The following is a 25,726-nucleotide window of genomic DNA, read 5'->3' as shown; positions in this document are numbered from 1 at the left end:
CCCCTCAGTCGGGGCGATTCAGGTTTCTTTCAACCTGACGGGTTTGCCAGCTTCGCTGGGCAAACAAAAAAGCCAGCGCAATGCGCTGGCTTTTCAAAGTCGATGGCTGCTTATTAAACTGCTGTCTGGAAGATCACGGTATCTGCTTTCTCAGTGTAAGCAGGCAGTTGATCGAAGTTCAGGTAGCGGTAGGTATCCGCCGCTGTCGCATCAATCTCTTTGGCATATTCCATATATTCGTCCACTGATGGCAGGTGACCAAGCAGCGCTGCAACCGCAGCCAACTCAGCTGACGCCAAGTAAACGTTAGCACCTGTACCTAAACGGTTCGGGAAGTTACGAGTTGAGGTAGAAACCACAGTCGCGCCTTCTGCAACACGGGCTTGGTTACCCATACACAGTGAACAGCCTGGGATTTCAATACGCGCACCGGCTTTACCAAAGATGCTGTAGTAGCCTTCTTCTGTCAGTTGATCGCGGTCCATCTTAGTCGGCGGCGCAATCCACAAACGTGTTGGCAGTGTTGTGGCGAATTTATCTAGCACTTTACCGGTTGCACGGAAGTGGCCGATGTTAGTCATACATGAACCAACGAACACTTCGTCAATCTTAGTGTTAGCCACTTCAGACAATAGACGTGCATCGTCTGGGTCATTTGGTGCACACAGAATTGGCTCTTTAATTTCATCCAAGTTGATGTCGATAATCGCTTCGTATTCCGCGTCTTTATCGGCTTCCATCAACTCTGGGTTAGCCAACCACTGTTCCATACCTTGGATACGACGTTCCAGCGTACGACGGTCGCCGTAGCCTTCAGAGATCATCCACTTCAACATCACGATGTTAGAGTTCAGGTATTCAATGATAGGTTCTTTATCCAGCTTGATGGTACAGCCCGCAGCACTACGTTCAGCAGAGGCATCTGACAACTCAAACGCTTGCTCAACTTTCAGGTGTTCCAGACCTTCAATCTCAAGGATACGACCTGAGAAGACGTTCTTCTTACCTTTCTTCTCAACGGTCAGCAGACCCATTTCGATCGCTTTATGTGGAATCGCATGCACCAAGTCACGCAAAGTGATACCTGGTTGCATTTTACCGCTAAAGCGCACCAATACGGATTCTGGCATATCCAGTGGCATGACACCGGTAGCGGCAGCAAACGCCACCAAACCAGAACCTGCTGGGAATGAAATACCAATTGGGAAACGGGTATGTGAGTCACCACCAGTACCCACAGTATCAGGCAGCAACATGCGGTTCAGCCATGAGTGAATAACACCATCGCCTGGGCGCAGTGACACACCGCCACGGTTCATGATGAAGTCAGGCAGCGTGTGATGCGTGTTGACGTCTACTGGTTTTGGATATGCCGCGGTGTGACAGAATGACTGCATCACTAAGTCAGCACTAAAGCCCAAACACGCTAAGTCTTTCAGCTCGTCACGGGTCATAGGGCCAGTAGTATCTTGTGAACCCACGGAGGTCATCTTAGGTTCGCAGTATTGGTTTGGACGAATACCTGCAACACCGCAAGCCTTACCTACCATTTTCTGCGCTAAGGTGAAGCCTTTGTCAGACTGTTGCACGGCACCGGGGCGTACGAATACATCTGATGGCTCCAGACCCAGCACTTCACGTGCTTTGTCGGTCAAACCGCGGCCGATGATCAATGGAATACGACCACCAGCACGGACTTCATCCAAAATCACTTTGGTTTTCAGCGTGAATTCGGAGATCACTTCGTCGCTATCGTGACGTGTAACTTTGCCAGCGTATGGGTAAACGTCGATGACATCGCCCATTTCCATCATGCCAACATCTAGCTCAACTGGCAGCGCACCGGCATCTTCCATGGTGTTGAAAAAGATTGGTGCGATTTTACTGCCGAAGCAGAAACCACCAGCACGTTTATTCGGTACATAAGGGATATCATCACCCATCAACCACAGCACAGAGTTAGTGGCAGATTTACGTGAAGAACCGGTACCTACTACGTCACCCACGTATACCAGTGGGAAACCTTTCTCTTTCAACTTATTGATGGTGCTGATTGGGCCAACGTTACCTGACTCATCAGGCTCAATGCCATCACGTGGGTTTTTCAGCATCGCCAAGGCGTGCAATGGGATATCAGGACGTGACCAAGCATCAGGTGCTGGAGACAAGTCATCGGTGTTAGTTTCACCAGAGACTTTAAATACCGTCAGGGAGATTTTTTCTGCCAGTTTTGGACGGCCAAGGAACCAGTCAGCGTTAGCCCAAGATTCTACAATACGCTTCGCGTATTCGTTGCCAGCTTGCATTTTTTCCACAACGTCGTGGAAGGCATCAAACATCAACAAGGTATGTGACAAGGCTTTTTCAGCGATACCTGCTAGCTTGTTGTTATCTAATACTTTGATCAGCGGTTCGATGTTATAACCACCTTGCATGGTGCCTAACAACTCAACTGCGTGTTCAGCAGTGACAATAGGAGATGTTACCGTACCTTGTGCAACGGCATCCAAGAAACCTGCCTTGACGTAGGCGGCCTCATCCACACCAGGTGGAATGCGGTTTTCTAACAGATCTAAAATGAATTCTTCTTCACCGGCAGGTGGATTTTTGATTAATTCGACCAGTTCGGCGACTTGTTGGGCATCTAGCGGCTTAGGGACGACGCCCTCTGCAGCACGCTCTGCGACGTGTTTACGATATGCTTCTAGCACGGCAACATTCCTCTTTGTTTGGCGCTTGGCGCTCTGACGACCACCCTTCTGTCGTTCCTGGGGCAGCCCTACAGGTTAGACCCGTAATTTCCGGGCTGAATTATACAACATCTTTGCAAAAGTATGAATCAGATCACACAAGAATGAAGGGGGTTTTATGGTAGACCTTCTGTCGCGCACAACACTAAGTAGTTCACCTGCATAAAGATATTAGACGATAGTGGGAAAATTATACATCTATTTGCATTACAAAGAATTAGCGATTGATTGCTATCAGGTAGCCTTTGATTTTCGCTGATATAATCCGCTAATCTACCCCATCAATTCGACAGTAAGTGGTTGTCATTATGTTTCACGTTTCGCTCCAAGCCGTCATTTTTGACATGGACGGTGTCCTCATTGATTCCGAGCCAGCTTGGCAGCAAGCCGAGTATGAAGTGCTCACCAGCTTTGGCTTGCCAGTGACCCGTACCGATATTGTGCAGACCACCGGACTGCGCATTGATGAATTGGTTAACTTTTGGGCGGAGCGATTTCCTGACACGCCATTCGATCGGCAAACGATGATGCACTTTATTGTGTCTCGTGTAGTGGAGTTTATCGCACAAGATGGTCAACCCATGGCGGGAGCAGTGGCGGCGTTACAACATTGCCGCGCTGCGGGGCTCAAGGTAGGGCTTGCTACCTCCTCCCCGCTACAAATCTTGGATGCAGTGTTGAGTAAACTCGATATTGGCCACTATTTTGATGTGACACAATCAGCACAATTTTTGCCTTACGGTAAACCCCACCCAGAAGTTTATCTGCAATGTGCCAAGCAACTGGATGTAGCGCCGACACGCTGTTTAGCGGTTGAGGACTCGTTCAATGGATTGGTTGCAGCCCGCGCGGCCAGTATGCAAACGTTAGTGATCCCAGCACCAGAACACCAAGGTGAAGCCCGTTGGGCCGCTGCGCATATTCAAGCAGCATCGCTGGGCGAGTTTACTCACGTCCTGCAACAGTTTGGCAAATAGTGATTACCGCTATATGCAAAAGGCCACCGCAAGCGGTGGCCTTTTCGTTATTTGAGTCTATTGCTCAGGCGGTATTACCAGATTTTGACGCGTTGCTCTTCTGGCAGATACTCTTTGTCGCCCGCTTTCAGGTCAAATGCTTTGTAGAAACCTTCAACGTTGCGTGGTGTACCCATCGCGCGATAATGGCTTGGTGAATGCGGGTCTGTCATCAGACGACGCACCAACTCTTCCTCGCGGTAGTTACGACGCCAGACTTGTGACCAACCAACGAAGAAGCGTTGATCGCCAGTCAGACCATCAATAACCGGGGCTGGTTGACCATTAAGGCTCAAGTGGTAAGAACGCAGTGACACGGTCAAACCGCCTAAGTCACCAATATTTTCACCTAAGGTCAAATCGCCGTTAACGTGTTTGCCCGGCAGAGGCTCGAATGCGCTGTACTGTGCAGACAAGGCTTTACCACGTTTTTCAAACTCTTCGCGGTCTTTGTCGGTCCACCAGTTACGCAGGTTGCCGTCACCATCGTACTTAGCGCCTTGGTCATCAAAACCGTGGCTGATTTCATGGCCGATCACCGCACCGATACCACCGTAATTGACGGCGTCATCCGCTTCCATATTGAAGAATGGCGGTTGCAAAATAGCCGCAGGGAATACGATTTCGTTACCCACAGGGCTATAGTATGCGTTCACCGTTTGTGGTGTCATGTGCCACTCTGTGCGATCGACTGGTTGGCCAATTTTGCTCAGCATGTCGTTGTATTCAAACGCAGCTGAACGTTGATAGTTACCCACCAGCTCGCCTGCTTTAATAGTCAACTTGCTGTAATCACGCCATTTGTCTGGGTAGCCGATTTTGTAGGTGAACTTCGACAGTTTTTCTTGCGCCGCTTTCTTAGTTTCCGGCGTCATCCATTCCAGTTCATTGATGCTGACTTCAAACCCTTTAATCAGGTTTTTGATCATCTGCTCCATGCGCTGTTTCGCTTCTGGCTTAAAGTTACGTGCCACATACTCTTTACCCACCAGCTCACCAATCACGGCATCAGCGCCATCAACCGCTTGTTTCCAACGCGGTTCTTGCTCTTGAATACCCATCAGGGTTTTGCTGTGGAAATCAAAGCTCAAGTCAGCAAATTGTTTGCTCAACAGGTTGGCATAGCTATCGACCAAATGGAACGCGAGGTAGTCTTTCCAAGCAGATACCGAAATTTGGTTAAACTGGGCACCCATTTTTTCGAAGTAAGATGGCTGACGCACGATGATGTCGTTAGTTTTGCCTGCTAACCCCGTACCCGCCGCAAAGGCGTTGAAGTCAAAGCCGCCAGTCAGTTTTTGCACATCGGCAACGGTCATCTTGTTGTAGGCTTTGTTTGCATCACGCGATTCAACACGCGTCCATTGGTTTTTCGCAATAGCCAGCTCAATGTTGGCCACGTTGGCAGCGGCTTCATCAGCATGGGCATAGCCAGCAGCGCTCATCAGCGTTTTCACGTAGTTACGCATGGCCGCACGATTAGCCACCATTTTCTCATCATCTTTCAGGTAGTAGTCACGGTCGGGCAGCGTCAACCCCGCTTGGTACAGGTAAACACCGTATTGCGATGAGTTTTTAGCGTCGTTGTTGACATAAAATCCCAGCGGCATAGATACACCATTGGTCAACAGTTGGCCCATCAATTTAGCCACGCCGTGGTGATCAGACAAGGCGGCAATCTGCTCTAGTTGGCCTTTTAGAGGAGTAATCCCCAATTGCTCAACCTTGGCGGTATCCATATAAGCGGCGTAAAAATCACCGATCTTTTGCTCAACAGAACCTGCGGCTTTATTCGGTTTAGCCGCAGCAGCTTCAATGATCTCTTTCAGTGAGGCTTGGCTTTGATCGTACAGTACAGAGAAAGCGCCATAGTTAGATTTGTCGGCAGGAATTGGCGTGTTAGCTAACCATTTGCCGTTAACGCTGTAATAAAGATCGTCCTGAAAACGCACTGCGGGATCGAAGTTTTCTTTTTCAATACCAGAGACTTTGTTGACTGCGGCTTGCGTTTGCGGAACTTGTTGGCTGCTACACGCGGCCAGTCCGAGGCTGAGGGCGATGCCAACAGCCAAAGTGCTTAGCTTTTTCATGTGGGTTCCGTTCTCTATGTTGAAGGTGTAACACCGATTTCAGTGCCACACCTTAGCATTAGCGCAATCCCGCCAGAAGGCGATTTTTGTAAGATTGTTTACAATTAGGGGCTGTTTATCTTTGCTGATTGTTTTTGCAGCAGGCAGCGCGTGATTTAGGCAAGGCAGGCGATGTGCCGTGTAGTTATTCTCCACCAACAGCGCCTAACGCTGAATAAATTGCGCGCTGTCGCTGCCCGAAGGGTTCATTTAAACGCACTCTGAACTTTGTTGCGCCCAGCTTGCTTAGTTGACTAAGCGTCGCAGGTCTCGCCTCGTTCATAACGCGTTTAATTTGAACAAAAATTAAACACTAAAGATAAACAGCCCCTAGAAATTCTTACCGATAAACAGATACATAGATTCCTCACCATCATCAGTTAGGCCGATACCAAAGGCGGCTGGGCCAAATGAGGTGGTGGTACCAAGATACAAACTGCCGCCGTAAATCAGGTCATTCATCTCTATTTTTTCATCGCTGCCCCAGACGTTACCCGCCTCCATACTGGCACCGAGATACAATGGATAATCTTGCAGACCTAAGGCATCACGGCCTAAGTCATATTGGTAAATAAAAGCACCAAATACCTTCTTAGTCCCCGCAAGTGAATTCTTACGGTAGCCAGACAAGTTCAAAAAGCCGCCCAAGTCCGCCACATACACACTAAAATCAGTGTCGCTATCGTTATCAATTAACTCATAGGCCGCTTTACCGACAAACGAATGATTCCGTACACTGACTACCCCTTTCCAATCCGCCTCAATATGGAACGTTCGCCCTGGGTCTTCTATTCCGGAATAGTTTTCATCTCTCAGGTAAAGATTGACGCGGAAGCGGTTACCCGAGGTTGGGAAACTGATGTTGTTTAACGTATCGTAACCATAGCGTAGGTACGCACCGTAGCTGGTAAAATCGATATCTTCGGTCAAAGCTCGGTTAGTCAGTCGACCTGCATCGCCATTAATGCCAAGTTCGACCATGCTGACATTGGAGAAGTTAAGCCCAACCCCGAATTCAGCGGAGTGAATTTCCCGTTTGAGGGCATAGTATTGCTCCTGCCCTTGGAATATATCCCACTCATTTACGCGATAACGATACTGTGCCCGGCTGAATACATGTTGGTCAGCATCGAGTGGTTGATAGAACTCGGTGGACAGCATTTTTTCATACCCCATGCGCACTTCATTACGCCACTCACCACCGTTACTGGTGATGTCGGTCATGGTCATGGCTAAATCGATGGTCAGCGCCGAATCCATTGATAAATCATCTTCCCAGTTAAAGCCAAACTGCAGGTAATTCGGCCCCCAAGATTTCGCTTTGGCATCGACATTGAGCATGCGCCCTTCTGGGGTGTCTTCAAACTCGGCGGTGACGCGTTCAAACTTATTCAGTGAATACAGGCGACTCACCGCTTCATTGAGCTGCTCTTTATCAATGACATCACCTTTTTTGACGTCGAAGACTTTAGCAATCAGTCGGTTATCCACTGTGGAGTTGTTAGTGAAATTAACCGCGATCAGCGGTTGTTTGGCCTCATCACGCCAACGTACGGCCACCTGCTTTTTGTGCTGTTGATAAGCCGCATACTGCGCCGGTGGCAATGCCAGTGGCAGCAGTTGGTCAAGTTTCTCATTGGCTGCTTTTTCCCCTGCGGCCAAGGCTTCCGGCATGATGGAAAAATCGGTGGTGCTCAGCGTATCAACATCAGGCCGCAGCAGAATATCGTCTTCTGTCAGCAAGCGTTTTTGGCGCTCGGTACTGGCGTTGGTTAGCATGGTGGAGAGTTGGTTCAGAATCGCAATCGCGCCATTCAGCTCTTTCTTTTTGACCAGCCCGGAGCCGATATCAATGGCAATAACGATATCGGCGCCCATTGCTTTGGCGACGTCGACGGGCATGTTATTGGCGATACCACCATCCACCAGCAATTTGCCGTCGATTACGGCTGGCTGCAACGCACCGGGAACGGTAGCTGAGGCCTGCATCGCTTGCACCAAACTGCCTTTAGTGAGCACCACTGGCCGACTAGTTTCTAAGTCTGTCGCCACGGCGCGAAACGGAATCGATAATTCGTTGAAGCTGGTGAACTCAGGAATAAGCCCCGCTGTGGTGCGATACAGGCGCGACATGGTTTGCCCTAATAACACCCCTTGCGGCGTCATCACTTCACCATCGCGAATCCCCATATTGAGCGGAATATTAAAACGGTCACGTTGTTGCTTCTCACGATAACCGAGCGCTTGCCGTGGAATGGTATCGGAATAGCCACTATCCCAATCCTGCGCCATCATTAGTTGCTCGATTTCTGCTGCGCTATAGCCCAGCGCATACAAACCGCCAACGTAGGCACCAATACTGGTACCAGCAACATAATCCACCGGGATATGGTGCGCTTCCAACACCTTGATAACCCCAACGTGAGCGGCACCTTTTGCGCCACCACCACTGAGCACTAAGCCAACTTTCGGCCGATCAGCCAAGGCTACACTGGAGATTGATACCCCCACTACCAGCAAAAGAAGTCGAGAAATTAACGTCATGCCGCACATTAAGGTCGAAGAAAAGTTGGCCAATATACTAGCAGAAGTCAGCAGATCAAACTCAACTAAATCGGCGGAAAATGACTGGCGTAGCATCGCTTGCTGTTGCAGTTGCTATCGCATCAGCGGGAATGGGGTTGCCAAAACAGTAGCCTTGAATCACATGACATCCACGACTAACTACCTGTTCTAGTTGGTCTTTAGTTTCAACACCTTCGGCAACAACTTTAAGCTTTAGGTTACGCGCAATTTCGATAATGCTGCTAACAATTGCTTGGTCGGCGCTGTTACTGGCAATATCAATCAGGAATGAGCGGTCATTTTTAGCGTGTTCACTTCAAAGTGGCGCCGATAAGCCAAGGATGATCTGTACCAAAGTCATCAATCGCCACTTCGATATCCATCGTCCGCAGTTGCGGCAAGTGCTCACGCGCAACATGTAGTTCCTTCATCAGCACGCCTTCGGTGATCTTGCAGCAGGCCCTCGATAGTGCAGCTCACACTCGCAACGACACAAGCTGGCAGCTGACAACAATCAACCGTCCCGATAGCTTCGCTAAATTTGTGGCAAAAAATAAGCCTGCACATGGCAGGCTTATTAGCAGATCGCTTACTGGCTTACTTTTTCTTTTTTGCCTTAGGGTTGGGCAAATCAGTAATTGAGCCTTCATACATCTCTGCAGCTAAGCCAACAGATTCATGCAGCGTCGGGTGAGCGTGAATGGTCAATGCAATATCTTCCGCATCGCAGCCCATTTCAATCGCCAAGCCTATTTCACCCAGCAGTTCACCCGCGTTAACACCTACCAGTGCGCCACCGATGATACGATGCGTGTCTTTTTCAAAGATCAGCTTAGTCATACCTTCGCTCGCTTCAGAAGCAATAGCACGGCCACTAGCAGCCCATGGGAAGGTGGCGGTTTCGTAGTTAATGCCTTGCTCTTTGGCTTGTTTCTCGGTCAAACCTACCCAAGCCACTTCAGGATCGGTGTAAGCAATCGATGGGATCACTTTTGGATCGAAGAAGTGTTTCAGACCAGAGATAACTTCTGCAGCCACGTGGCCTTCATGCACGCCTTTGTGTGCCAACATAGGTTGACCCACAATGTCACCCACCGCGAAGATGTGTGGCACGTTAGTACGCATCTGCTTATCAACGTTGATAAAGCCACGTTCGTCGATTTTCACGCCCGCTTTGTCTGCATCAATCAACTTACCGTTAGGTGTACGACCGATGGCGACCAATACTGCGTCGTAACGCTCTGGCGCTGATGGTGCTGATTTGCCTTCCATGGTCACATAGATGCCATCTTCTTTGGCTTCTACTGCGGTCACTTTGGTTTCCAGCATCAGTTTGAATTTGTTTTTGATCTGTTTAGTGAAGTTTTTCACTACGTCTTTATCAGCCGCAGGGATCACTTGGTCAAACATCTCTACCACTTCGATTTGGCTACCCAGTGATGAGTACACAGTACCCATTTCCAGACCGATGATACCGCCGCCCATCACCAGCAGTTTGCCTGGGATTTCTTTCAGTTCCAGCGCGTCTGTTGAGTCCCAAATACGTGGGTCTTCGTGCGGAATAAATGGCAGCTGGATTGGACGAGAACCGGCAGCGATGATCGCATTATCAAAGTTTACAGTGGTTTTCGCGCCGTCTTCTGCGGTCACTTCAATGCTGTTGGGGCCAGTAAATTTACCCAGACCGTTAACCACGTTCACTTTACGCATTTTGGACATGCCGCCCAAACCGCCAGTCAACTGGCCGATAACTTTCTCTTTAAAGCCACGCAGTTTATCCAAGTCGATAGTTGGCTCGCCAAATGTCACACCGTTAGCGGACATATGTTTGGCTTCTTCAATCACTTTCGCTACGTGCAACAAGGCTTTTGAAGGGATACACCCCACGTTCAAACAAACGCCACCCAAGGTGCTGTAACGTTCGATAATCACAGTGTCCAGACCTAAATCTGCTGCACGGAACGCCGCAGAGTAACCTGCAGGGCCCGCCCCTAATACCACGACTTGTGCTTTAATTTCGTTACTCATGTTTTCCTCTGATTTATTTCATTCCATGTGGACACTGGGTCCATCCTGGACGTTCGAGCAGGCTTAGCTTCAATGCTGGCATTTTACCCCGCTCGACCGGGATCACAATTAAACATAAGGCTGACCTTATCGGTCAGCCTTAGTGCTTACATAATCAATGTGCGAATGTCAGACAGGTAGCTGGACAGGGTCACGCTGAAGCGTGCAGCCAGCGCACCGTCGATCACACGGTGGTCGTATGACAGTGACAGTGGGCACATCAGGCGCGGGATAAATTCTTTGCCATTCCATTTAGGTTTGAACTCAGATTTAGACACACCCAAAATTGCTACGTCTGGATAGTTGACGATTGGGGTAAACGCCGTACCACCAATGCCACCTAAGCTAGAGATAGTGAAACAACTACCTTGCATGTCAGCCGCTTTCAGCTTGCCATCACGCGCTTTAGCAGAGATATCCATCAGCTCCAGTGATAGCTCAGTGATCGACTTCTTATCCACATCGCGGAACACTGGCACCACCAAACCGTTAGGCGTATCAACCGCCACACCGATGTGGTAATACTTTTTCTGGATCAGCGATTCGCCATCAGGGCTCAAGCTAGAGTTGAAGGTTGGGAATTCTTGCAGCGTTTTCGCTACCGCTTTCATCATAAACACCAGCGGAGTGAACTTGATGGCTTGTTTCTTCTTCGCCGCCAATTCGTTCTGCTGTTTACGGAAGCTTTCCAACTCAGTGATATCCGCTTCATCAAATTGGGTCACATGTGGAATAGTCACCCAGTTGCGATGCAGGTTCGGCCCAGAGATCTTCTGAATACGGCTCAATGGGATCTCTTCCACTTCACCAAATTTACTGAAGTCGACTTTCGGCGCATCAATCACTTGCAGACCATTGCCACCAGCAACGGCTGTTGCGGCGCTGGCTTTTGGACGTGACAACTCATAACGCACGTAGGCTTGCACGTCTTCTTTCTGAATACGGCCTTTGCGACCTGAACCTTTTACTAGGCCCAAATCAACACCAAATTCACGCGCTAAACGGCGTACAGAAGGTGACGCATGCACCACACCTGTAGTTTTTACCACGCCCGCACTTGGGTGATGTGGCACAGGTGGACGGCTTTCAGTTGCGGGTGCCGCTGCTGGAGCGGTGGCTGCTGGCGCAGCTTCGACCGCAGGCGCTGGCGCCGCTGCAGGAGCACTACCGGCCACCGCCAAGGTCAGCACCAGTGATCCTTCAGACACTTTATCGCCAACACTCACTGCCACAGATTTCACCACGCCGCCTTGCGGTGCAGGCACATCCATGGTGGCTTTGTCAGTTTCCAGCGTAATCAAGCCATCATCAGCGCTGATGGTGTCGCCAACTTTTACCAGCACGTCAATAACGTCAACATCTTTGGCGTCGCCGATGTCTGGCACAGTCACTTCAATCGTTTGGCTAGCCGTTGCAGCTGGAGCCGCAGCAGCGGCCGCCGGTGCAGGTTCAGTGGCTGGCGCAGCTTCCGCTGCAGCACCGCTACCAGCAACTTCTAGTGTCAGTACCAAAGAACCTTCAGACACTTTGTCGCCCACGTTGACCGCCAGAGACTTCACCACGCCCGCCTGCGGTGCAGGTACGTCCATGGTGGCTTTGTCCGTTTCTAAGGTGATCAAGCCATCATCAGCATTGATGCTGTCGCCAACTTTTACCAATACTTCGATGATATCGACATCTTTCGCATCACCGATATCAGGTACGGTAACTTCAATCACTTGCGAACCACTTGCTGCTGGAGCAGGTGCGGCGGGTGCTGGCGTCGGTGCAGCAGCTGGCGCCGCTGCGGGCTCTGGTGCTTTTTCTGCGGCTGGCGCTGGTGCAGCACCTTCGGCAGCCAACATCGCAATCAAAGTACCTTCAGAGACTTTATCGCCCACCGCGACTTTGAGCTCTTTGAGCACACCAGCAAACGGCGCTGGAATGTCCATGGTCGCTTTATCACTTTCAACGGTGATAATCGCCTGCTCTTCTTCCAGAGCATCGCCAATATTGGCGCAAATTTCGATGACTTGAACTTCATCCCCGCCGATATCGGGAACCAGAACTTCTTTCAAATCTGCCATTGGTTATCCCTCTTATGCGAACAGTGGGCTGATTTTATCAGCATCAATGCCGTATTCAGCGATGGCTTTAGTCAGCACATCGACTGGCATTTCGCCACGATCAACCAGAGACTTCAGCGCTGCAATAACCACGAAAGTGGCATCCACTTCGAAGTGGTGACGCAAGTTAGCGCGGCTGTCACTGCGTCCGAAACCATCAGTACCCAGCACTTTGTAGTCAGTTGGTACGTAAGCACGTAGCTGTTCGCCGTACAGTTTCATGTAGTCAGTGGCCACAATGGCTGGAGCGTCTTTTGCTAATACAGTAGAGATGTAAGGCACTTTCGCTTCAGCAGTTGGATGCAGCATGTTGTAGCGTTCACATTCTTGACCATCACGGGTCAGCTCGTTGAAGCTGGTCACGCTGAAGACATCTGCGGTCACACCGTAATCTTTCGCCAAGGCTTGCGCCGCTTTACGCACTTCTTCCAGAATGGTGCCACAACCCATCAGCTGTACCTTACCTTTGCCTGAACCAGCAACTGATTCAAGTTTGTAGATACCTTTGATGATGCCTTCTTCGGCACCGGCTGGCATTTCTGGCTGAACGTAGTTTTCGTTCATGGTGGTCAGGTAGTAGAAAACATCTTCCTGATCTTCGCCATACATACGGCGAATACCATCTTGAACAACGACGGCAATTTCATAACCGTAAGTTGGGTCGTAAGAGATACAGTTTGGAATGGTGTTCGCCAGAATATGGCTGTGACCATCTTGGTGCTGCAAGCCTTCACCGTTCAATGTAGTACGGCCTGAGGTACCGCCCACCAAGAAACCGCGCGCACGCATATCACCTGCAGCCCAAGCCAAGTCACCAATACGTTGGAAACCGAACATTGAGTAGTAGATGTAGAATGGGATCATCGGTGTATCGTTGACCGAGTAACTGGTCGCAGCGGATACCCATGATGACATAGCACCCAGCTCGTTAATCCCTTCTTGCAATACTTGACCGGTTTTATCTTCACGATAGTAAGCCACTTGGTCTTTGTCTTGCGGTACGTATTTTTGGCCTTCGTGAGCATAAATACCCACTTGACGGAACAAGCCTTCCATACCAAAGGTACGGGCTTCATCCGGAATGATCGGCACAATGTTTTTACCAATGCCTTTGTCTTTCAGCAGTGCGGTCAGCACGCGAACAAACGCCATGGTGGTAGAGATTTCGCGGCCATTAGAGCCTTTCAAAATCGAGTCAAAGATTTTCAGTGCTGGCACGTCTAAGTCTTCAGAGAATTTCTGACGACGGGCTGGCAGATAGCCGCCCAAGGCTTCGCGACGCGCTTTGAGGTATTTAACCTCTTCTGAATCTTCACCTGGGTGATAGAAAGGCACTTCTTCCAGCTTGTCATCTGGAATTGGAATATTGAAACGATCGCGGAAGTAACGGATAGATTCGATATCCATTTTCTTCACGTTGTGGGCGATGTTTTTACCTTCACCCGCGTCACCCAGACCATAACCTTTTACGGTTTTCGCCAGAATCACGGTTGGACGACCTTTGGTGTTCTTTGCTTGTTGCAGGGCTGCGTAGATCTTCACCGGATCGTGACCACCACGGTTCAAACGCCAGATGTCATCATCAGACATGTTGGCCACCATTTCGGCTGTCTCTGGATACTTACCAAAGAAGTGCTCACGCGTATACGCGCCACCTTTGGCTTTACAGTTTTGGTATTCACCGTCTACGGTTTCTTCCATCAACTGCAGCAGTTTCCCGCTAGTATCACGCGCCAACAGTGGGTCCCAATAGCGACCCCAAATCACTTTCAGCACCTCCCAGCCTGCGCCGCGGAATTCACCTTCCAACTCTTGAATGATTTTGCCGTTACCACGCACAGGGCCATCCAAACGTTGCAGATTACAGTTGATGATGAACACCAAGTTATCCAGCTCTTCGCGCGCAGCCAAACCGATAGCACCCAGTGCTTCTGGCTCGTCCACTTCACCATCGCCGAGGAAGCAGTAAACAGTTTGCTCAGAGCAATCTTTAATGCCACGGTCGGTCAGGTATTTCAGGAAACGTGCTTGATAGATCGCTTGGATAGGACCCAACCCCATAGACACGGTTGGGAACTGCCAGTAATCAGACATCAGCTTAGGATGCGGGTAGGAAGACAAACCTTTGCCATCAACTTCTTGACGGAAGTTGGCCAGTTGCTCTTCGCTCAAGCGGCCTTCAAGGAAAGAACGCGAGTAGATACCTGGCGCGATGTGGCCTTGGAAGTAAACCAAGTCGCCGCCATCTTTGGCGTTAGGCGCACGGAAGAAGTGGTTAAAGCACACATCATAAATAGTGGCGCTTGAGGCAAAGCTCGCAATATGGCCGCCCAGCTCTAAATCTTTTTTAGAACCACGGATTACCATTGCCAACGCATTCCAACGAATAATTGCGCGAATGCGACGCTCCAGCCCTTGGTCGCCGGGCATTGCAGGCTCTTGACCAGCAGGAATGGTATTCAAATAAGCAGTAGTCGCTTTGTATGGCAGGTAAGTACCGTTACGGCGGGCCTTGTCAATCAGCTTTTCGAGAAGATAATGAGCTCGTTCTGGGCCTTCCTGCTCTAACACAGCTTGCAGGGATTCCAGCCACTCCTGAGTCTCTAATGGATCCAAGTCTTGTAGCATATTTTCAGACATGACACTGTCCTTATTTATAACATGGTAAATGTTGTCGTTGCGGTATTCGGTCCCATGCCCGTGTTACATACCGCTCTTCAAACGGCGCAGGCTACGCTGCAACCGGCTATCTTCCTCCCGGACCGACAGCATCACTTCCTCGATATAACTCAAGTGCTCGTTCGATGCTTCTCGTGCGGCTTCAGGATCACGACGAACGATAGCGGCAAGCAGATCTCGCCGATGCTCGTTAGCCTCAGATGAAGCTTCTTCGCGATGGCTTAGAAGCTCCAAGTTTTGTGCTACGTTTTTATGCAGCACAGAAGTTAAACTGAGTACCAGATGCAGCATGGCCACATTATGTGACGCCTCTGCAATGGCTCGGTAAAAATTCACAATCGCCGTAGCAACGGCATCGATACCTTGGGCTTGTTCCACCTGCTCTAGCATGTTTTCCAAGTTTTCCATATCGGCATCGGTGCCACGCAGGGCGGCAAAATAGGCCATCATGCCTTCAGTGGCATGGCGGAACTCCAGCAAGTCATATTGGCTTTCTGGATCACTCAACATCAACTCCATGATCGGATCAGCCATGCTTTTCCACAGCTGCTCCTTCACATAGGTGCCACCGCCTTGACGGCGCAACAATAGCCCTTTGGCTTCAAGTTTTTGAATGGCTTCGCGGAGTGATGGGCGGGAAACTTCAAACTGTAATGCCAGCTCCCGTTCTGGAGGAAGCTTTTGACCTGGCTTCAAACTTCCTTCGAGGATCATCTGCTCCAGACGCTCCATGATCACATCGGAAATTTTCGGCTGACTGATTTTACTGTAGGCCATGTGGCACTCAGCTCCCTGTTGTAAATTGGTCTTACCAATTATGAGTGAGCGCACTCTAACAAATCACTTTTTTGTTGTCTAGAGCGTGACGGAGGTCAATTTAATCCGTTTTTTGATTAGTATGCCACTACTTTCTAGCATTTATTTGTATTATTTATACTTTAGTCTTACAGACCAAAGATTAGCTATTTTGGGTAAAAATCAAACAGAATACATCGATGTATCCCGCTGACAGCACACATCGACGCCACTCATTGGCTTACGCCCGCTAACACCAGCCTCTTAGCCCTTCACGTATTCATATCTTAGCTTTTTTGCTTTGCTCTTAGCTCTTCTCTTACGACTTACAACTTACAACTTACAACTTACAACTTACAACTTACCGCTTACAGCTTCGCTTCCTCGCAACTCAATCCTACTGCACAATTCCAAAGATAGTCAGCACCGCAAGTATGGTTAAGATCAGTATAAAGTTACGTTTACTCAGCGCGAGCAACGCGATAGTCGAGCGAACGCAGATTGGTGCACCAGCACGCTCTGGTAGCACTTCTGCCGCCAAGGCCACTTCCGCGATAATCTTCTGCGGCTCAGTGTAGATACCAAACACCAATTCGCGCCAACGGCTAAAGGCCGAACCAAAATGGCCGCTCAAGGCGTACCCCAGCGCCACAAACCGCGCGGGTAACCAGTCCAAGGCAAACATTAAATTGCTCGGCAGCGGTAATGGGTGTTCTTCACTAAGGCTATTGAAGTAGCGAGCAGTGCAATAGAACAGTACCCCCGCTGGGCCAAGAATGATCAAGTAAAACGCCACCGCGCCGTAATAACGGTAGTTCAGCCATGCGGCTAGCTGACCTACGCGCGCCCCCATCTCCTCAGAACTGATGCTATCTAGGCAGTGGTCATAATCCAAATCGGTGGCATGTAGATAACAGGCTTCTAAATCACCACGACACGCCGCCTGCATATATTTCTTAAATTTATGCCGCACGTACTGATGGCTAAAACATAACGCCGCAACTACCGTCCACAGCAACAGCGAAGGTAAGCCAAACAACCAGCCGTGCAGCAGCCACTGCAATACCAATACACTCGCGGCAGGGAATAGCAGCGCCAGCCAAATGCCACCTTTACTACGCAGTAGCTCTTCGGTAAAAAAATGCGCGCGATACCAAGCAAACATGTTGTCTAACTGCAACAACCTCGGCAAAAACTTTAGTCGCTCGATCAATACCGCAATCAGTAATGAAAACAATGCCATTTAGCACTCCAGCTTCATTGGGTCAGCTCAATATTGCCGCTGAATAACGCTGCCAGTCAAATCCCTCACCCGGATCCGTCTTACGTACGGGAGCAATATCACTATGCCCGACGATCCGCTGCTGAGTAATCAATGGATATTGCTGCTGCAACGCCTTAGTTAACGCCGTTAACTGTGTGTACTGTATATCGGTGTAGCCTGACGTATCAGTGCCTTCTAACTCAATCCCCACCGCAAAATCATTACAGTTACTGCGTCCTTGAAAATTCGACACACCAGCATGCCATGCACGCTCATCACAGGAAACAAATTGCAGCACTTCACCAGTACGTTTGATCAGAAAGTGTGCCGACACGGCTAAACCTTCAAGCTCGGCAAAGCTCGCATCGGCTTGGCAATCCAACGTACCGCAAAACAACGCCTCTATATAAGGTAGCCCAAACTGCCCCGCAGGCAGACTTATATTGTGGATCACCAGCAAGCTCACCTCATCGGCTGACCGCTGATTAAAGTGTGGTGAAGGCCGTTGTTTAACATCTAAACACCAGCCCGCTTGCCAACTGTCAAAAATACCGCTCAAATTATTTTCCTTTTGGGTGAGTTACGAGCCACGTGCTACGAGCTATAAGCGATAAGAGCAAACCGATCAAAATATAGTTGCGAGCTAACACAGCTACATGGCTGCAAGCATCGAGTCGCGAGTTAACTGCTCGAATCCCGCATCTCGAAGCGCCTAACTCACATCTCGAATCCCGCAACTCGCATCTCGAAGCCCGCAACTCGTTCCCTGTCTCTCGCCACTGAAAACCTCTTTGTGCTAATCTTCAGCTCATTCGCTTATTGATGACCACCGCAGCAAGGTTTGCACCATGTTAGAAAATGATATTCGCATTAGTGTTAAGGCTGCCCTCGATGAAGACTTGGGCCATCTCAATGTGCACGACGGTGATATTACCGCACAACTCATCCCCGCAGAGCAACATGGTGAAGCAATACTTATCACCCGCGAAGAGGGCGTATTCTGCGGTAAAGCTTGGGCGGAACAAGTCTTTCGGCAACTCGGTGGTGAGGTAGCGATTCACTGGCATGTTGACGACGGTGATTTACTGGTCGCGGGGCAACATCTGTGTGAACTATCTGGCCCTGCACGCATGCTGCTGACGGGTGAACGCACCGCCATGAACTTTATTCAGATGCTCTCTGGCGTTGCCAGCTTAACCAAACGTTATGTCGACAAGCTAGCAGGCACCCAATGCCAACTGCTAGACACCCGTAAAACCCTGCCGGGGCTGCGTACCGCCCAAAAATATGCCGTCACTTGTGGGGGCGGTAAAAATCATCGCATCGGCTTATTCGATGCTTTTCTGATTAAAGAGAACCACATCATGGCGTGCGGTGGCATTGCGGCTGCCGTGACAACCGCGAAGCAATTGCATCCAAGCAAACCTGTCGAAGTCGAGGTCGAATCCCTCGATGAACTGAGCCAAGCGCTCACAGCGGGTGCCGATATCGTCATGCTAGATAACTTTGACGTTACCATGATGCTGTCAGCCGTCGAACTCAATAATCAATTCAAGGCGAACGCTGGCGGTGCCAAGCTAGAAGTCTCGGGTGATGTCACTATCGACACCATTGCGCAATTTGCCAAAACAGGCATTGATTACATCTCCGTTGGCGCCCTCACTAAACATGTGCGAGCACTCGATCTATCGATGCGGTTTAAGGGGTGAAAGCAGCGGCGAGATACGGGCGACGAGTAGCGAGCGAAAAGCCAGTTGTAAGCTGTAAGCTGTAAGCTGTAAGCTGTGCAGGGTTAGCATGCCCTCAAAGCCACGAGCAACATCTTTTAGCTCTAGCTCTGTACTTACCGCTATCTTCCCTCGCATCTCGCATCTCGCATCTCGCATCTCGCATCTTAAAAATTCAACCAAATCACAACATTATTTTTTGACAAAGTTATATATTTGTCGACCATGTTAATTCCGCCAAATTATCGACAGGTCCGTATTCCCTAAATAGCTGTTAAAACGCGCTGTTACGCGGAAAAATGTAAAAAAAACAGCTTCGATACGTTTTATTTTTGTTCACAATAGACTAACGTTTAGAAGTGGCGAGTTGGCCGGTGGTGGCCGACCTCATCGTGATAAACTAAATTAGCGCTATCTACTAGCTGACAATTGTTAAATTAATTAATACTTGTAAAGACAATTTGTTTTGTATAGCTAGTAAGTAAAGCGCATCCACGTTGCGGTTTGCCATAACAATACGGTTGATACAACCGAAGTAAATGTTGAATTAACGACTATTTTAATTAACCCGGGGCTCGGCACCCATTGCAGCGGAGTGACTGCTATTTCTGCCTTTTAGTATGGCCTACAACCCGTTAGTGTTGTTGACCATGCAAAAAGCAGCAACCAGCCACTCAGTACCTCATGGCGCTGTTAATTGGTCAGGGCTAGCTTTTGGAGAGAGAAAATGAAAGGCATGAAACAAAAATCAGCTAAAGGTTTTACCCTGATCGAATTGATGATCGTGGTCGCCATCATCGGTATTCTGGCCGCTATCGCGCTGCCTGCTTATCAAGATTATACTAAAAAGTCAAAGTTTTCAGAAGTGGTAACTGCTGTTGGCGCCGCTCGCACAGCTGTAGAGCTATGTTTTCAAACTGAAGGTTCTTTAGATAACTGTGATGCTGGTTATAGGGGAATTCCGAATGCTGTAACAACAGGGACCTATTCGAATCTTGACACAATGGGTATTACTGATGGCGTAATTACAGCTACAGGGACTGCTGCGGTGGAAAGTGCAAACTTAATCGCCACCCCAACCGATAACAACGGTGTACTAACCTGGGTTGCAACATCAACAACCACACCTAGCTGCTTAACCAAAGGTTGGTGCTCCGAATTCTAATCACTGGCTTGTATTAATGCCGACCACTAATATTCACCTCGGATTATCAACATTATTTATCCGCAAAGGTCTGCTTGATGAGAGCCGGCTGTCCGAGGCGGTGGCGTTAGCACTCAAGAATAAAACGGCACTGGTCACCGCCTTGGTGACCAGTCAGTTTTTATCTGCCCGTACCATTGCTGAACTGTGTTATGAAGAATACGGTACTCCACTACTCGATTTGGCCGAGTTTGACGTTAGCAGCATTCCTGAAGAGTTTATCAACCGTAAGCTGATTGACAAGCACCGCTGTTTACCGCTGTTTAAACGTGGCAATCGCCTTTACATTGCCACCTCTGATCCCACCAATATTTCTGCCCTCGAAGAGTTCCAATTCAGTGCTGGTTTGCACGCCGAGGCGATTTTGGTGGAGGAAGACAAACTCGGCAAAGCACTCGAAAAAGTGCTGGAAGAAGACATCTCCTCATTGGATCTCAGCGGCATTGACGAGCAAGCCTTGGCCGGCATTGAGATTACCGATACCGATAAACGCCAAGAAGACGCCGCCGATGGCGCTGACGACGCGCCAATCGTTATTTACATCAACAAGATTCTCACCGATGCGATTCGCCGTGGCGCATCGGATTTGCACTTTGAACCCTACGAGAAACGCTATCGCGTACGTTTTCGTATTGATGGCATCTTGCATGAGGTAGCAGAGCCTCCAGTCAATCTCGCCTCACGTTTATCAGCGCGTTTAAAAGTGATGTCCAAGCTCGATATCGCCGAGCGCCGCGTGCCGCAAGACGGTCGCATCAAGATGAAACTCAGCCGTAATAAGAGCATCGATTTTCGTGTATCCACCCTGCCTACCCTGTGGGGCGAGAAGATCGTAATGCGTATTTTAGATTCTTCTTCTGCGCAATTAGGCATTGAAAAGCTCGGCTATGAAGAAGACCAGAAACAAGCCTATTTAGAGATGTTGGCACGGCCACAAGGCATGATTCTGGTCACCGGCCCAACAGGGTCTGGTAAAACCGTATCCTTGTACACAGGGCTCAATATTCTCAACACCGAAGAGCGCAATATCTCCACCGCCGAAGATCCGGTGGAAATTAACTTAGAAGGTGTCAACCAAGTCCATATCAACGTTAAAGCGGGGCTGACTTTCGCCTCGGCCTTGCGTTCCTTTCTACGCCAAGACCCTGATGTAGTGATGGTAGGGGAAATTCGTGACCTCGAAACCGCCGAGATTGCCATTAAGGCTGCGCAAACCGGTCACTTGGTACTATCTACCCTGCACACCAACTCCTCGTCGGAAACGCTGACCCGTTTGCTCAATATGGGCGTGCCTGGCTACAACATTGCCAGCTCGGTTAACCTGATTATTGCTCAACGTTTGGCGCGACGGCTGTGTGCTAATTGCCGCCAAGCAGAAGATATTCCTGAGCATGAATTACTGAAACTCGGCTTTAACCAAGCGCAGATCACTGAGGGTTTTACCGTGTACAAACCGGTAGGCTGTGAACATTGCTCCGGCGGCTACAAAGGTCGCGTGGGGATTTATGAAGTGATGAAGATGTCCGATGAAATCGCCCGCGTGATTATGGAAGGCGGCAACTCGCTACAAATCGCCAAAATAGCCAAACAACAAGGCATGCGTGATCTCCGTGATTCCGGACTTTTAAAAGTGATCCAAGGCGTTACCAGTATTGCCGAAATCAATCGTGTTACCAGTTTTTAAACAACCTTCTTTCGTTTTTAGATCCAGCAACTACCATTAGGGAATCGGCAGTTAGCAGCGACCACTATAAGGATAATTCACCATGGCAACAGCATCCTCCTCACGCAGTCGCTCAGCTAATTCCAAAGCAGATAAAAAGCCGCCGAAAATCTACACCTATGTGTGGAAAGGCGTTAACCGCGATGGCAAAAAAACCGAAGGGGAGCTGCGCGGTGCCACCGTCGCTGAGATTAAGACCCAGCTAAAAAGCCAAGGTATTTTACCTAAGTCAGTTGCTAAAAAGTCGGCGGGGCTATTCAGTAACGAAAATAAAAAAATCAAGCCGATGGATATTGCGATGGTGACCCGCCAGATAGCAACTATGCTGTCGGCTGGCGTTCCACTGGTTACCTCCATTGAACTGATCGCTCGGGGCCATGAAAAGCCGCGTATGCGCATCTTGCTAGGCACCATACTCGCTGACATCCAATCCGGTATCCCGCTGTCAGATGCGTTAAGACCACACAGACTTTATTTTGATGACCTTTATGTCGACCTAGTCGCTGCCGGTGAACATTCCGGCGCATTGGATACCGTATTTGACCGTATCGCCACCTATAAAGAGAAAGCCGAAGCACTCAAATCAAAAATCAAAAAAGCGATGTTTTATCCTGCTGCGGTAGTAGTGGTAGCCATCGCGGTTACGGTCCTCTTACTGCTATTTGTGGTACCTCAATTTGAAAGTATCTTCGCAGGTTTTGGTGCAGAACTACCAGCATTTACCCAACTTATCATTAATATTTCTCGAGCCTTACAAAATACTTGGTATCTTTTCTTTGCTGGGATAATCATTGCATTGTTTTCATTTGTGAGAGCACATCGTAATTCGCAGATGTTTCGTGATAAAATTGATGAATTGGTATTAAAAATACCTTTGATAGGGCCGATTTTGCACAAAGGTGCCATGGCACGTTTTGCCCGTACATTAGCAACCACTTTCGCTGCTGGGGTGCCACTGATTGATGGTTTAGAATCGGCGGGCGGTGCTTCTGGTAACGCCGTCTACCGTAAAGCGATTGCTAATGTTCGCACCGAAGTGATGGCAGGGATGCAGATGAACGTGGCCATGCGCACCACCAAGCTGTTCCCCGATATGCTGATCCAGATGGTAATGATCGGCGAAGAATCCGGCTCACTCGATAATATGCTCAACAAAATTGCCAACATTTATGAAATGCAAGTAGATGATGCCGTTGATGGTTTGTCTAGTTTGATTGAGCCAATTATGATGGTGGTTATCGGTGGCTTAGTCGGTAGTTTGATCGTCGGCATGTATTTACCTATCTTCCAACTCGGTAACGTTGTTGGGTAAGATAGCGAACTCACCTCAACTGCCCATTACATAAAAAATACTAGCATGCAGTCATTTATTAGTTTGATGGGGCAATACCCCACGGTGTTTATTGCCCTCTCCTTTATCTTTGCCGCAGTGATTGGCAGTTTTATCAATGTGGTGATTTTCCGTTTGCCGGTGATGATGAAACGCGGCTGGCAACAAGAATGCGAACAGTTCCTCGAAGAATATCAACCGGCGGCACACCAAGCGTTGCAGCAGCAAAAATTGCTACAGCCATTGGACAAATTTCCTGAGCGCTTTAATTTGGTGGTACCTAACTCCACCTGCCCTAAGTGCAAAACCGCGATTAAACCTTGGCACAATCTGCCATTGATCGGTTGGCTAATGCTCGGCGGCAAATGCGCCGCCTGTAAACAGCCGATATCACCACGTTACCCGCTGTTTGAACTATTGAATGCCGTGCTAGTTGCCGTACTCGCATGGCATTTCGGGCCGACACTGCAATTTGCCCTAGCAGCGATTCTCACCTTCGCATTGGTCGCTATGTCGGGTATCGACTTAGATGAAATGCTACTGCCCGATCAACTCACACTGCCGTTTATGTGGTTAGGCGTCATCGCCAGTATGTGGGGCAGTTTCACAACTCTTGAGAGCTCGGTCATTGGCGCAGTGGCTGGTTACCTCAGCTTATGGTCGGTGTTTTGGCTGTTTAAATTACTGACCGGCAAGGAAGGCATGGGCTATGGTGACTTCAAGCTGATGGCGCTGTTCGGTGCTTGGTTAGGTTGGCAAATGTTGCCACTGATCATCCTGCTTTCTTCCGCAGTTGGCGCAGTAGTAGGTATCTTGCTGATGCTGTTCAAAGGCAATGGCCGCAACAATCCCATTCCATTTGGTCCCTATATTGCCATTGCGGGTTGGGTCGCCCTGTGTTGGGGAAATGACATTGTTAACTGGTATCTGAGCACACTGTAATGAGTAATGTGGTTATTGGCCTTACGGGTGGCATTGGCAGTGGTAAAACCACCGTGGCTAATCTGTTCGCTGAACTTGGCATCACCATTGTGGATGCCGACATCATCGCCCGCGAAGTGGTCGCCCCCGGCACTATTGGACTCAAGCAGATCCAACAGCAGTTTGGCAACGGCATACTCACCGCAGACGGAGAATTAAATCGCCCGCAATTAAGAGAACTCATCTTCGAACAACCGACTGCTCGGGAATGGCTCAACGGACTGTTACATCCACTGATACGCACTGAGATGCTAAAACAATGCAAGGCGGCACCATCACCCTATGCTCTGATGGTGGTGCCGCTGTTATTTGAAAATAAGTTAGAAAGCTTAGTGGATGCCACGCTAGTGGTAGATGTGCCACCTGCAACGCAGCTAAGCCGTACCACAAGCCGCGATGGTGTGAGTGAGCAGCAAGTGCAAAACATCATTAACAGCCAAATTAGCCGCGAACAACGCCTTGCCCGTGCTGACAGGGTTATCGAAAACCAAGGTGATATTGCTCAACTTCGACAACAAGTCGCCCTTCTGCATCATGGTTACTTAGAACTGGTAGCAACCAAGCCTAAGCTTTAGGTTGCGCAGCTCACTAGCAAGCCGTTACCATGAGCGCCATGTTGATTAACCGAGGGCGCTTATGCCTCATATCGTCAAATGCCCCATCTGCCAGAAAGAGGTAGCATGGTCAGCTGAATCTAAATTTCGCCCGTTCTGTTCCGAGCGCTGCAAATTGATCGATCTTGGAGACTGGGCGTCAGAGAAACACGCTATCCCCGTGGAACCCAATATCGACGAAGAGTTGTTAGATGAACTGGGTTACGATGAACCTGACTTTTTTAAAGAGTAATGAGTGTGAATAAACGAGTACATGTGGCCGTTGGGGTGATTATACGCGAGCAGCAAATATTGCTAGCAAAGCGCCATGGTCACTTACATCAAGGCGGTAAATGGGAATTCCCGGGCGGTAAGGTTGAGCAGGGTGAACCGGTCACAGAAGCGTTAACCCGCGAGTTGCAAGAAGAACTGAATATCACAGTCACCGCCAGTTGCCCGTTCATGACATTGAGCTACGACTACCCAGAAAAACAGGTATTTCTCGATATCCATTTGGTGACAGCGTTTACCGGCCAAGAGTCCGGTGCTGAAGGGCAAGAGATCCGCTGGGTCAAGCTAACTGAACTCGCTAGCCTGCCATTCCCTGATGCGAACCAACCCATCATAGATAAACTGCTAACGGAGTTAGTACACTAAGCAAGATACCGACCTAAACCACTCACTGAGTGGTTTTTCTTTACTTCAATCACCGCACAATCCTCTTACGGCTTACGGCTTACGGCTTACGGCTTACGGCTTACGGCTTACGGCTTACGGCTTACGGCTTACGGCTTACGG

The 25,726-nt window shown here is 49.3% G+C and carries 18 protein-coding genes and 1 pseudogene; 9 read left to right on the top strand and 10 right to left on the bottom strand.

What is annotated here, in order from left to right; all coding sequences use genetic code 11:
* Window positions 1-113 precede the first annotated feature (113 nt).
* Window positions 114-2,711 carry a bifunctional aconitate hydratase 2/2-methylisocitrate dehydratase gene (gene acnB, locus ACN0TT_RS18945; RefSeq protein WP_417763690.1) on the bottom strand — a complete coding sequence of 866 codons (2,598 nt, stop codon included), beginning with the start codon at window positions 2,709-2,711 and terminating at the stop codon, window positions 114-116.
* Window positions 2,712-3,058: 347 nt separating this feature from the next.
* On the opposite strand from acnB, the gene hxpB reads away from it, so the two are divergent.
* A complete protein-coding gene (gene hxpB / locus ACN0TT_RS18940; protein ID WP_417763689.1) occupies window positions 3,059-3,727 on the top strand; it encodes a hexitol phosphatase HxpB in 669 nt (222 codons plus the stop codon).
* 74 nt (window positions 3,728-3,801) lie between these two features.
* On the opposite strand, the gene ACN0TT_RS18935 is transcribed toward hxpB, so the two are convergent.
* The 9 genes and pseudogenes from ACN0TT_RS18935 to ampD form a co-directional block, all read right to left on the bottom strand.
* Window positions 3,802-5,856, bottom strand: a complete 2,055-nt coding sequence (locus ACN0TT_RS18935; RefSeq protein WP_417763688.1) for a M13 family metallopeptidase — start codon at window positions 5,854-5,856, stop codon at window positions 3,802-3,804.
* A gap of 369 nt (window positions 5,857-6,225) precedes the next feature.
* Window positions 6,226-8,439 carry a patatin-like phospholipase family protein gene (locus ACN0TT_RS18930; RefSeq protein ID WP_417763687.1) on the bottom strand — a complete coding sequence of 738 codons (2,214 nt, stop codon included), beginning with the start codon at window positions 8,437-8,439 and terminating at the stop codon, window positions 6,226-6,228.
* A gap of 61 nt (window positions 8,440-8,500) precedes the next feature.
* Window positions 8,501-8,912, bottom strand: a pseudogene (locus ACN0TT_RS18925) (EAL domain-containing protein); the annotation flags it as partial.
* Window positions 8,913-9,057: 145 nt separating this feature from the next.
* Window positions 9,058-10,488 carry a dihydrolipoyl dehydrogenase gene (gene lpdA, locus ACN0TT_RS18920; protein ID WP_417763686.1) on the bottom strand — a complete coding sequence of 477 codons (1,431 nt, stop codon included), beginning with the start codon at window positions 10,486-10,488 and terminating at the stop codon, window positions 9,058-9,060.
* Between the two features lie 146 nt (window positions 10,489-10,634).
* Window positions 10,635-12,593 carry a dihydrolipoyllysine-residue acetyltransferase gene (gene aceF / locus ACN0TT_RS18915; RefSeq protein ID WP_417763685.1) on the bottom strand — a complete coding sequence of 653 codons (1,959 nt, stop codon included), beginning with the start codon at window positions 12,591-12,593 and terminating at the stop codon, window positions 10,635-10,637.
* 12 nt (window positions 12,594-12,605) lie between these two features.
* Complete coding sequence (gene aceE / locus ACN0TT_RS18910) at window positions 12,606-15,272, bottom strand: pyruvate dehydrogenase (acetyl-transferring), homodimeric type (protein ID WP_417763684.1); 2,667 nt, start codon at window positions 15,270-15,272, stop codon at window positions 12,606-12,608.
* 63 nt (window positions 15,273-15,335) lie between these two features.
* Window positions 15,336-16,088 (bottom strand): pyruvate dehydrogenase complex transcriptional repressor PdhR, encoded by a 753-nt coding sequence (gene pdhR, locus ACN0TT_RS18905; protein WP_417763683.1) that lies wholly within the window; start codon window positions 16,086-16,088, stop codon window positions 15,336-15,338.
* Between the two features lie 415 nt (window positions 16,089-16,503).
* Window positions 16,504-17,349, bottom strand: coding sequence for a beta-lactamase regulator AmpE (ampE, locus tag ACN0TT_RS18900; protein ID WP_417763682.1), 846 nt, complete (start codon window positions 17,347-17,349; stop codon window positions 16,504-16,506).
* Window positions 17,350-17,371: 22 nt separating this feature from the next.
* Window positions 17,372-17,929: a 1,6-anhydro-N-acetylmuramyl-L-alanine amidase AmpD gene (gene ampD, locus ACN0TT_RS18895; RefSeq protein ID WP_417763681.1), complete on the bottom strand. Its 558-nt coding sequence runs from the start codon at window positions 17,927-17,929 to the stop codon at window positions 17,372-17,374.
* A 289-nt stretch (window positions 17,930-18,218) separates the two neighbouring features.
* Here ampD and nadC point away from each other — a divergent pair, with 289 nt between their 5' ends.
* The 8 genes from nadC to mutT all read left to right on the top strand — a co-directional run bounded on the left by nadC (window position 18,219) and on the right by mutT (window position 25,585).
* The gene (gene nadC, locus ACN0TT_RS18890; protein WP_417763680.1) at window positions 18,219-19,079 is read left to right on the top strand and encodes a carboxylating nicotinate-nucleotide diphosphorylase; all 861 of its coding nucleotides are present in this window, start codon (window positions 18,219-18,221) and stop codon (window positions 19,077-19,079) included.
* 745 nt (window positions 19,080-19,824) lie between these two features.
* Complete coding sequence (locus tag ACN0TT_RS18885; protein ID WP_417763679.1) at window positions 19,825-20,262, top strand: pilin; 438 nt, start codon at window positions 19,825-19,827, stop codon at window positions 20,260-20,262.
* A 16-nt stretch (window positions 20,263-20,278) separates the two neighbouring features.
* A complete protein-coding gene (gene pilB / locus ACN0TT_RS18880; protein WP_417763678.1) occupies window positions 20,279-21,985 on the top strand; it encodes a type IV-A pilus assembly ATPase PilB in 1,707 nt (568 codons plus the stop codon).
* Window positions 21,986-22,067: 82 nt separating this feature from the next.
* Window positions 22,068-23,336, top strand: coding sequence for a type II secretion system F family protein (locus tag ACN0TT_RS18875; RefSeq protein ID WP_417763677.1), 1,269 nt, complete (start codon window positions 22,068-22,070; stop codon window positions 23,334-23,336).
* Between the two features lie 45 nt (window positions 23,337-23,381).
* Window positions 23,382-24,296 carry a prepilin peptidase gene (locus ACN0TT_RS18870; protein ID WP_417763676.1) on the top strand — a complete coding sequence of 305 codons (915 nt, stop codon included), beginning with the start codon at window positions 23,382-23,384 and terminating at the stop codon, window positions 24,294-24,296.
* The gene (gene coaE, locus ACN0TT_RS18865; RefSeq protein ID WP_417763675.1) at window positions 24,296-24,910 is read left to right on the top strand and encodes a dephospho-CoA kinase; all 615 of its coding nucleotides are present in this window, start codon (window positions 24,296-24,298) and stop codon (window positions 24,908-24,910) included. Before ACN0TT_RS18870 ends, coaE begins: the two co-directional genes overlap by 1 nt.
* Before the next feature lie 61 nt (window positions 24,911-24,971).
* Window positions 24,972-25,181 carry a DNA gyrase inhibitor YacG gene (yacG, locus tag ACN0TT_RS18860; RefSeq protein WP_417763674.1) on the top strand — a complete coding sequence of 70 codons (210 nt, stop codon included), beginning with the start codon at window positions 24,972-24,974 and terminating at the stop codon, window positions 25,179-25,181.
* A gap of 5 nt (window positions 25,182-25,186) precedes the next feature.
* Window positions 25,187-25,585, top strand: coding sequence for an 8-oxo-dGTP diphosphatase MutT (mutT, locus tag ACN0TT_RS18855; RefSeq protein ID WP_417763673.1), 399 nt, complete (start codon window positions 25,187-25,189; stop codon window positions 25,583-25,585).
* Window positions 25,586-25,726: the final 141 nt, after the last annotated feature.

Origin of the sequence: Shewanella sp., from assembly GCF_048265805.1 — a bacterium.
GTDB lineage: Bacteria > Pseudomonadota > Gammaproteobacteria > Enterobacterales > Shewanellaceae > Shewanella.
This window is presented reverse-complemented; position numbering and strand designations above follow the sequence as displayed.